Genomic DNA, 9,816 nt, shown 5'->3' with positions numbered 1-9,816 from the left:
CCCTGCCTCTTCGCGACATCCCTGTCGCTCGTCCTGAAATCCCTCATCCGCTCAGCGGCTCAGACGGCCTCCCTCCCCGCTGTTAACTTTTCTATCTATCTGGCTCTCATATCGCGATGCGTTTAGGAGACTGCTTTAGCCTTCAGGCCAGCAGACGATGCTTCACATCAGAAAATAGAAGATTTCAAAGGCGGGGGAGAGGCATCCGGCGCGCTGAGGAGCAACCGGAGGCCAGGATGAGCCGACAGGACGTCGGCGAGAGGACGGCACGAGCCAGGGATGGCGAGTCCGGACGGTCCGTCGGCCGCAGGGCGTGACGAAGGCACCCCGCAACGCGGGGCGCGGAGGCTGCCGGACGCCGGGATTGTTAAGGGGCGGGCGTCCGCCCCTTGACGCGTCCGCCTGCACGGGCAGGCTGAAACTCCCTCACGCCTGGCGGGCGAAACCTACTCAGAGCCGGCCCACCGCCAGGTGAAAACGCCCCGCGCCTGGCAGGCCCCCCAGTATTAACTCACTAACATCAGCTCCCGCTCCTCGTTCAGCGGCGTGTTCAGCAGCGACAGCAGGATATTTTTCACCGCCTGCGCGGAAGGCGACAGCGGCAACCGCGCGGAGATGTTCAGCGACAGCGGCAGGCTGAGTGAGGGACTGTTGATGCGCGCCATCCAGGCATCCGTCGACCCCACCAGCGAACGGGCGGCGGATTCCGGTAATACGGTTACGCCCATGCCGCTGGAAATGGCGGCGGTCAGGGTAGAAATCGATTCAATCTCACCGATAATGCGGGCGCTCAGGCGACGCAGGGAAAACGCCTCATCAACCCGCTTACGCACCGCACTGTAGTCACGCGGCAGGAACAGGCTCATCTGGGCCACATCCGCCAGATCGACACTGGCACCCGGGCAGTCGGTGGCGCCCACCAGATAGAGATCCTCTTTCATCAGCGGCATGCTGTTGATCCCGGCTGTGGGCGCGCGGTCGTAGAGCACCGCCATATCCAGCTGACCGGACATCACTTTCTCATTCAGTACGCTGCCGCTGTTTTCGTGCAGGTAGACCAGGACTTCAGGAAACTGATCGCGAACGGTCTGCAGCAGCGGCATCGTCAGCGAAGAGGCCGCGGTGCCTGGTGCCAGACCAATTGAAACCTGACCACTGAGGATCTGACCGGCATTGATGACCGCCGTCTGGGCCTGCTCACACTGGCGCAGAATGGTGCGCGCATGACCGTAGAGAATCTTACCGGCCTCTGTCGGCGTGACGCCCCGCTTGGTGCGGATCAGTAACTGCTGATCCAGTTCATTCTCCAGCGTGGCGACCTGCTGACTGAGTGCAGGCTGGGCGATATGCAGCACTTCCGCTGCCTGCGTCAGACTGCCGATATCGACGATTTTCACAAAGTATTTCAGTCGTCTTAAATTCATCTTGCCTCCGTCACTAGCCCTGAATAGCGAATAGGATCTGCGTCCTTCGCCTGATAAGAGGGATTTTGCAAGATGCAGGCCAGGTTTAAATATCGCTCACTGACAAGGCTCAGGATTTTTCCTAACGGCCCGGAAAATAAGCGTTTCTGATTACCTCTTAGGGGTTAATAAGGATCGGGAATGGCTGAGCCGGGAAGCCAGACCGCCCGGACGCACTGTGACAGTGCATTTGCTGCGAGGCGGGTGTGCAGAAAAGTGATGACGGGTTGTACAGTTTTAGTGCAGTGAAAGGGCATGACATCGGCTGAAGGCCTGTCTGGCCTGCATTGCGGCTTAACCGGCCTGAAAACGATGTAACCGCTATCAGCGGGATTTCTTATCATGAAGCGCCGTGATGGATAAACAGCAGGCGCTGCCCTCTCCCTGAAGCTAAAGAGGGCAACGGTTGCCGGTCAGCGTTTTTTGCGGTTGCGATGCATATCGATAGAGACGGCGGCCACGATAATGATCCCTTTAATAATGTCCTGAATATAGGCATCGACACCCACGAAGGTGAAGCCGCTTTTAATCAGGCCGAGGATCACCGCACCAATCAATGTACCCGTGATACGCCCGACGCCGCCCATCAGACTGCTGCCACCGATAACGGCTGCGGCAATGGCGTCCAGCTCGTAGGACATCCCCATGCTTGACTGACCGCTGCTGACGCGCGCCGCCAGAACCACACCAGCCAGACCCGACAGGGCACCCGCAATGGTGTAGACAATGATCAGATACTTATTAACGTTGATCCCGGAGACTTTCGCCGAGGTCATGTTGCCGCCGATGGCATACACATATTTGCCGTAGCGGGTATGTTTCAGAGCGATATGGAACAGCAGCGCGACCGCCAGGAAAATCACGACCGGCATGGCGCCCTGGCCTATGGCGGTAAAGCCGTCAGAGAGGAAGCTGATCGGATTGCCCTGAGTGTAGTACTGCGCAAGGCCGCGGGCCGACACCATCATACCCAGCGTGGCGATAAAGGGCGGAATACCGGTGCGGGTAATCAGCACCCCGTTGACCAGCCCTGCCAGCAGCCCGACCCCGATACCGGCAGCAACCGGGATGACCGCGGGCATATTGACCAGTGACGGGAACATCGGTGAGAGACTGTCGGAGGTCTGCGCCAGACTTGCAGCCACCACCGCCGCCAGGGCGATCACGGAACCGGAGGAGAGATCGATGCCGGTCGTAATGATGACCTGGGTCACGCCGACGGCAATAATCCCGATAATCGCCACCTGCAGCACAATCAGGATCAGGCGATTGGTGTTGAGCAGGAAAGACTGGTCACGCACATACCAGCCGAACATTTCAAAAATCAGTGCAATCCCCACCATCACCACAAAAATGCCGGTATCTTTCGGCAGCTTATGACGCAGACTGGCAAAAAAAGAGGGTTGCTGCGGGGCTGCCGGGGTGGCAGTAACTTTCATATTGCTCATAGTGGTTTCGCGCCTCATTCGGATGCCAACGACAGAATGGTTTCCTGATCGGCTTCTTCTTTATCGAGGATGCCGGTTATACGCCCGCCGTGCATGACCATCACCCGATCGCTCATGCCAAGGATTTCCGGCAGTTCAGAGGAGACCATGATGATCGCCACGCCACGGTTGGCGAGTTCACTGATTAAGCGGTAAATCTCCGCTTTTGCGCCGACGTCAATGCCACGGGTCGGCTCGTCCAGAATCAGAATCTTCGGCTGAGCCAGCAGCCAGCGGGCAATCAGGACTTTCTGCTGATTCCCGCCGCTGAGGTTATTGATGATCTGATCCATGGTCGGGGTTTTGATATTGAGACGGCGGATTTGGTCCATGCAGTCCTGCGCCATCTTCACATGGCTGACAAAGCCGCTTTTACCGCTGTATTCCGGCATATTGACGATGCTCATGTTCTCCATCACCGAAAGCACCAGAAAGAGTCCGGATTTCTTACGGTCTTCGGTCAGGAACGCCATGCCCTTTTCGATCGCGGTGGACGGCGAGTCGATCGTCACCGGTACGCCATCAATTAAGATCTCGCCGCTGTCAAAGCTCTCCATGCCAAACAGACTCTCCATCACCTCGCTGCGACCGGCGCCCACCAGCCCGGCGACGCCGAGGATCTCCCCGCGCCGCACGCTGAAGCTGACATCGGTGAAACGATCTTTGCAGGTGAGGTTTCGCACCGTCAGCACCTCTTCGCCAATGGCGCTGTTAAATTTCGGAAACAGCTGGGTCAGTTCACGCCCGACCATCTGGGTGATCAGCGACTGGCGGGTATACTTCTCCGTCTGGTCGCTGGCGATCCAGCTGCCATCGCGGAAAATGCTGACCTCATCGGTGATGGTGAAGATTTCATCCATCTTGTGACTGATGTAGATGATCGCTTTGCCCTGCTCGCGCAGGTCGCGAATGATGGTGAAGAGATGCGCCACTTCGGTTTCCGTGAGCGCGGAGGTGGGCTCGTCCATAATGACGACGTCCGAGTCCCAGGAGACCGCTCTGGCAATCTCGACCATCTGCTGTGAGGCGATGCTCAGTTCGCCCACCATCCGATCGGCTTTCAGGCGGATATTCAGGCGGTTGAGCAGCTCCTGTGTCACCTGATTGAGCCGGGCGTGATCGACAAAACCAAATTTCATCGGCTCGCGGCCCAGCCAGATATTCTCAGCGACGGTCATGTAGGGCACCAGGTTAAGCTCCTGGTGAATCATCGAAATGCCGGAACGCAACGCGTCCATGGTGTCGTGAAACTGCACCGGCTCCCCTTTAATTTTGATGGTGCCCTTATCGGGACGATAGATCCCGATAAGGCACTTCATTAAAGTGGATTTGCCCGCGCCATTTTCGCCCATCAAGGCATGTACCGTTCCCGGACGCACCCGCAACGAGACGTTGTCGAGGGCTTTCACGCCGGGGAAGAACTTGCTGATGCCTTCGGCTTCAAGCGCAAACGCGTTCATACATCACCTCCGTCAGGCTGAGTCGGGAACGATTATTTCTGGTTACGCTGGGTAAACTGTTCCATGTTCTCTTTGGTAATCAGCTGGTAAGGGATGTTGATAATTTTCTGGACCTGTTCGCCTTTCACCAGTTTGATCGCCGTCTGCACCGAGCCTTCGCCCTGCCCCTTCGCATCCTGGAAGACGGTGGCGACCATCTTGCCCTGCTTCAGCATCTGCAGTGCATCCGGTGTACCATCGACGCCAGCAATCAGGATTTTGTTCGGGTTTTTACCCAGTGCCTGCAGCGCACCGATTGCCATTTCATCGTTGTTCGACGCGATAGCATTGATTTCATCACCGGCCGTCATCCAGTTACTGACCACATCCACCGCGTCGTTACGGGTAAATTTGGCGGTCTGCTTCTGAACAATTTTGATGCCAGGATATTTAGCGGCCACCTCTTCCACACCTTTGGTACGGTCGCGGGTCGATTCATTCGCCAGGTCACCCATCAGAATGGCGACGTTGCCTTTGCCGTTCATTGCTTTAGCCAGCGCTTCCATTTGTAACCGCCCGGCCAGTTCTGAATCGGACCCCACATAGGCCATTTTGCCGGTGAGTTCAGCTCCTGGACGGCGGTTAACAAAGATCAGCGGGATGCCCGCTTTTGACGCCTGATCCATAATCGGTTTTACCGCGTTGGTGTCGACCGGGTTGACGATCAGGGCATCGACACCCTGACCGATAAAGTTCTGCACCTGCTGCAGCTGCTGTGAAACGTCGCCTTTTGCATCCTCAACCTGCCCTTTAACGCCATCTTTCTGCATCTCTTTCTGCATGGCCGTGCGCAGAATGGTGAGGAAGTTGTCATCAAACAGCGCCATTGAGACGCCGACCGAAATATCTTTTGCCATAACCGCGGCAGGTAACATGCAGGCTAACAGTGAGGCGACAATCGTTTTTTTGATGTTCATAGGGACCCTTCTTATTTGTTAACTTGCTCAGCGGCTGTGACCGCGAATGAAAAATATCTTTTACATTCACCCAGCCTGTCTGGCGTCTGTTTCGGGAATTTTGAGGTTAGACTTCGGCTTCTGGCTATTTTTGTGATCGACCACTCCTTTTCACAATCACTTGATCTGCAAACAGTTACTTCCGACCTGCCGTTTCAGTTTCCGGGGAAAGTGACGACCGTAACGCTAAGCAGTTTATTTATTCCATAAAATCTCGTTTTGAAATTTTTATCATAAAAGCACTGAAACGGCTGTTTTGACATCGGCAAAGAACAAAACTTTGACATGCCTCTAACATCTGCAGAGAAATGCCCGCAAAGTGAGATCCTGTTGGCAGTTTGAAAAGCCAGCAGATTCGGGAAAAATTCACCAATCCGCTGCTTTTACGAGCATCCGAACGCATTTCGTTAAACAGGGCTTTGACAAGCGGGATCGGCGCCGCTAATATTCGCCCCGTTCAAGCGATTCCTCTGTAGTTCAGTCGGTAGAACGGCGGACTGTTAATCCGTATGTCACTGGTTCGAGTCCAGTCAGAGGAGCCAGAATTAGAAAAGCCCGCTCAGGGAAACCTGAGCGGGCTTTTTGCTTTCTCTCTCCGGGCAATACGGGAGGTCATCCAGGGCGGGAGGATTACACCTCAAACCCGTAGTGTGAGCCGTCCGGCAGTTCCACAACCAGGCGCAGTTTACCGCCTGCCGCATCAACATAGCGTTTCAGGGTTGAGAGCTTCAGGTCACGGCCTGGTTTCTCCATTCCGGCAACGGTAGGTTGTCTGATGCCCAGCGCTTCCGCCATTTCAACCTGCGTTTTCTGCACTTTTTCGCGCAGTTCAGCAAGGTGTATGTTAAGAAGGATATCCGTTGCCTTCCCCTCAGCGTCAGCAACGACGTCCGGTTTTTCATCCGCAATAAGCTGTTCCAGCGTTCTGCCCATCACGTTACTCCCTATATTTAAAGGTGTTCAGCCAGTGTGTGAATTCTAGATCGGCAATCGGAAGCATCTCCCGATAAAAGCGTTTGTCGCTGCCGGCCTTATTTCCGGCACAGAGCACGACCGCAGTACGATTCGGGTCAAATGCAAAAAATGCCCTGATGGGATCACCCCGGCTCTGAATACGCAGCTCCTTCATATTGATATAGGCTGAACCTCTGAGCGTATCTGCATAAGGTCTTCCCAGGCCCGGCCCTTTCTCCCGCAATACCATTAATGCAGCCAGCACACAGGCACGGTCGGTGTCATTCAGTAAGCTAAACCAGCGATCAAACCTGTCGGTCGTTTTAACCATCCACACAAGATATCCTTATCAATATAGTTCAGGGGCTATATAGGTGTAAAGCGATAATCGAGTGTGATGAAGAATCAGCCGGAATGCATGCGTCCCTGGCGCGAACAGCGAGAGGTATTCCGCCTTATCAGTGAAGAACACATAGTAATTTCACTGTTTTGCGACCCACGCCGGATCAGATAAGGGTGCGGCTCAGGGGATGGCTACACTAAATGAAAAAGCCCGCTCGGGCTGACTGAGCGGGCTTATAAATCGGGAGGGTTTGAAACGGGATGGTAAGCGGTTGCAGAATATGCGCCTTCTTACTGACGCTATGCTCTCTCTTTGTCCGGCTTCTGCAAAATGAAGCCGGTTCACTTCAGCGCTTTTTTCGCCAGAACAGAAAAGTTGCCAGCGCGGTCAGTACACCGATCAATGGCATCGTCGCCGCACTGGCAAGGAAGTTATGCTGATCGATACGCTGGTTTCTGTGCATATCTGCCAGCCGTGCCAGTGCCTGCTGCTCATCCGGGGCGCGGACCTCCTCAAACTGTTTTTTATACCCCTGCTCCGTCAGCGCGACGGCACGGGTGACGTCTGATCGATTCACTGCAACCGTGTGTCTGCCCCTGGTGTAAAAGTTATAGTCTGACATTCATGTAAGCTCGCGTGCGTAAGGGTAAACAACCTGCATTAATCAGCTCTGCGTAACAAATCCCTTAGCCTGCCTGACATATTATCTTTAAAAGAGTAAATAAATTGATCTTAATCAAAAAAAATTTCTCAAATTAATGTAACGGCATCACCTGCATCAGACATTCCCATTTGATTTTAAAATCAATGACATTAAGGTTTCCCCCTGAAGATTAGCAGGCCGATAGTTTCCAGGGAAAACAATGGCATTCTAATTAAGAAGATAAACTGAAATATATAATTTTTATTAAAGATTCACCCCACCCTGACGATAAGAAGAAGATGACAGAGATTATTTAATCGCCTCTCTCCCGCTTCAGAAACCTCATTAAAGGTGAAACTTATGGGCCTTGCTCAACACATCTCCAGTATTAAAATTGGGAAAAAACTGGGTGCCGGTTTTATCATCGTCATCGCCGCCTCTCTGGCTATTACCTGGCTCGCTTTCGATTGCTTCAGTCGTATCAAAGATAACTCGGCACGACGCACCATCACCGTTCAGATGGTAAACACCTTAAGTACTGCGCGCCTTAACCGCACGCTCTACCAGTACACTAAAGATCCTGAATTTGCCGCCCGTAACGTGCAGGCGCTGAAGGAGTTGGATACGCTGTATCAACGCCTCAGTGGCTTTCAGTGGGACGAACTCGGTCAGCAGAAAGTCGCGCAGATGGGGCAGTTGCTCAACGATTATCAGAAGCAGCGACAGAAATTTGTCACCGCCGCACAGACCACATCTCACGCCTTTGATGCCATTAAACCGGACGCCCTGATTGCCCTTGCGCATCAGTCGGAGTCGCTGGATCTGGCACTGACACCTGATGCCGGATTACCGGTCATGCGTCTGGCCGCCGCGCTGTTTGATGCCGCAAACATTGAACAGGCGTTTCTGGATAAACCTTCTCAGGCCAGCAGAGAGTCGGTTGTTGAGGAGTTCACGGCGATCACCACGCTGAGTGAGCAGCTGGACAGCTTTGCACAGCCTGCAATTAACGAGGTGTCCCGCACTGTCCTCAGCACCCTTGCGCAGCAGCGCGAGGCGTTAACGCGCTATGTCGATGCTGCAGAGAAAGAGAAAAGTGAGTCGGCGGGTCTGACCACCAGCGCCGAGCGTCTTAATGCGGCGGTTTCCGATACATTCGCTTTCCAGTCACAGCTCTCTGCGGAATTTATTAAACAGGCAGAGTGGCGCATTGCCTTTGCCGCACTGATTTGTGTGGTACTGAGTCTGCTGATCGCCTGGCGGATCACCCGCAGCATTACCCAGCCTCTGAAAGAGACGCTGAGCGCCGCGCAGCGTATTGCCGGGGGAGATTTAACCACCTCACTGACCACAACACGTGGAGATGAATTCGGTCAGCTGATGCTGGCGGTCGATGCCATGAACAGCAGCCTGCAGAACATCATCACCAACGTGCGTGACGGCGTCAGCAGCGTGGCACGTGCCTCAGCGGAAATCGCAGCAGGCAATACCGATCTCTCCTCCCGTACAGAACAGCAGTCTGCGGCCGTGGTCCAGACCGCAGCCAGTATGGAAGAGCTGTCGTCGACGGTTAAACAGAATGCGGAAAATGCGCATCATGCGAGTCAGCTGGCGACAGAGGCGTCGGTGAATGCCGGTCGCGGTGGCGAGATCATCCGTGATGTGACGGTGACAATGAACAGCATCAGCCAGAGTTCCGGCAAAATTGGTGAAATCATTCACGTCATCAACAGCATCTCCTTCCAGACCAATATCCTGGCGCTCAACGCCGCGGTCGAAGCCGCACGTGCCGGTGAACAGGGACGCGGGTTTGCAGTGGTCGCGGGTGAAGTGAGAAATCTGGCACAGCGCAGCGCGCTGGCGGCCAAAGAGATTGAGACGCTGATCCGGGAGTCACTGGACCGGGTCAGTGAAGGGTCCGGATTTGTAGAACGCGCGGGGTCCACCATGGATGATATCGTCCGCTCCGTCAGTCAGGTGAAAGATATCATGGGCGAAATCGCTGCGGCCTCGGACGAGCAGAACCGGGGCATCTCCCAGATCGCCGTGGCGATGGCCGAGATGGACACGACGACCCAGCAGAACGCCGCACTGGTTGAAGAGTCCTCTGCCGCAGCGAGTTCACTGGAAGCACAGGCAGAGGAGCTGGAAAAAACGGTGGCGGTGTTCCGCCTCTCTGGTGCTCAGCACGCCGTCAGCCGCCCCGCGCCTGCTTCAGCGCCTCGCCTTGTTCCGGCCGTGCCGCTTAAGGCTTCTGCAGAGAGCAGCTGGGAAAGTTTTTAACTGGGTATCGTCTGGCCAGTCCTGATCAACAGGGCTGGCTGCGCGATGATCGTTCAGGCTGAATAACGCGGGCGGGGAGATAAATAGGGTCTGGCGAGAGGAGTGTCGTCCATGACAGTTTCTCCGGCCGGTATACGCTTTCGCGCAACCTGTGAGGTTATTCGCTTCGTCGTTTTCCGGCCGGAGCC

At 54.9% G+C, this 9,816-nt stretch carries 8 protein-coding genes and 1 tRNA gene; 2 read left to right on the top strand and 7 right to left on the bottom strand.

Annotation, left to right across the window (positions count from 1 at the left end; genetic code table 11):
- Positions 1–506: 506 nt before the first annotated feature.
- The 4 genes from nac to HFD97_RS10795 form a co-directional block, all read right to left on the bottom strand.
- The gene (gene nac, locus HFD97_RS10810) at positions 507–1,424 is read right to left on the bottom strand and encodes a nitrogen assimilation transcriptional regulator NAC (RefSeq protein ID WP_009089395.1); all 918 of its coding nucleotides are present in this window, start codon (positions 1,422–1,424) and stop codon (positions 507–509) included.
- A 452-nt stretch (positions 1,425–1,876) separates the two neighbouring features.
- Positions 1,877–2,902 carry an ABC transporter permease gene (locus HFD97_RS10805; RefSeq protein WP_181161923.1) on the bottom strand — a complete coding sequence of 342 codons (1,026 nt, stop codon included), beginning with the start codon at positions 2,900–2,902 and terminating at the stop codon, positions 1,877–1,879.
- A gap of 23 nt (positions 2,903–2,925) precedes the next feature.
- Positions 2,926–4,410 (bottom strand): sugar ABC transporter ATP-binding protein, encoded by a 1,485-nt coding sequence (locus HFD97_RS10800; protein ID WP_046102148.1) that lies wholly within the window; start codon positions 4,408–4,410, stop codon positions 2,926–2,928.
- A gap of 32 nt (positions 4,411–4,442) precedes the next feature.
- Positions 4,443–5,366, bottom strand: coding sequence for a sugar ABC transporter substrate-binding protein (locus tag HFD97_RS10795; protein ID WP_150041077.1), 924 nt, complete (start codon positions 5,364–5,366; stop codon positions 4,443–4,445).
- A gap of 505 nt (positions 5,367–5,871) precedes the next feature.
- On the opposite strand from HFD97_RS10795, the gene HFD97_RS10790 reads away from it, so the two are divergent.
- A tRNA-Asn gene (locus tag HFD97_RS10790) sits at positions 5,872–5,947 on the top strand.
- Between the two features lie 88 nt (positions 5,948–6,035).
- Here HFD97_RS10790 and HFD97_RS10785 read toward each other — a convergent pair.
- From HFD97_RS10785 to HFD97_RS10775, 3 genes are all read right to left on the bottom strand, one after another.
- On the bottom strand, positions 6,036–6,338 hold the full coding sequence (locus HFD97_RS10785; RefSeq protein WP_009089390.1) for a helix-turn-helix domain-containing protein: 303 nt from the start codon (positions 6,336–6,338) through the stop codon (positions 6,036–6,038).
- Positions 6,339–6,342: 4 nt separating this feature from the next.
- Complete coding sequence (locus HFD97_RS10780; RefSeq protein ID WP_167431487.1) at positions 6,343–6,696, bottom strand: type II toxin-antitoxin system RelE/ParE family toxin; 354 nt, start codon at positions 6,694–6,696, stop codon at positions 6,343–6,345.
- Between the two features lie 352 nt (positions 6,697–7,048).
- The gene (locus HFD97_RS10775; RefSeq protein WP_370528411.1) at positions 7,049–7,279 is read right to left on the bottom strand and encodes a hypothetical protein; all 231 of its coding nucleotides are present in this window, start codon (positions 7,277–7,279) and stop codon (positions 7,049–7,051) included.
- Positions 7,280–7,705: 426 nt separating this feature from the next.
- Here HFD97_RS10775 and HFD97_RS10770 point away from each other — a divergent pair, with 426 nt between their 5' ends.
- Positions 7,706–9,628, top strand: a complete 1,923-nt coding sequence (locus tag HFD97_RS10770; protein ID WP_167431485.1) for a methyl-accepting chemotaxis protein — start codon at positions 7,706–7,708, stop codon at positions 9,626–9,628.
- Positions 9,629–9,816: the final 188 nt, after the last annotated feature.

This window comes from Pantoea sp. EKM103V, from assembly GCF_011800365.1.
Taxonomy (GTDB): Bacteria; Pseudomonadota; Gammaproteobacteria; order Enterobacterales; family Enterobacteriaceae; genus Pantoea; species Pantoea anthophila.
Note: the sequence above shows the minus strand (reverse complement) of the source record. Positions and strands in the feature narration are given on the sequence as shown.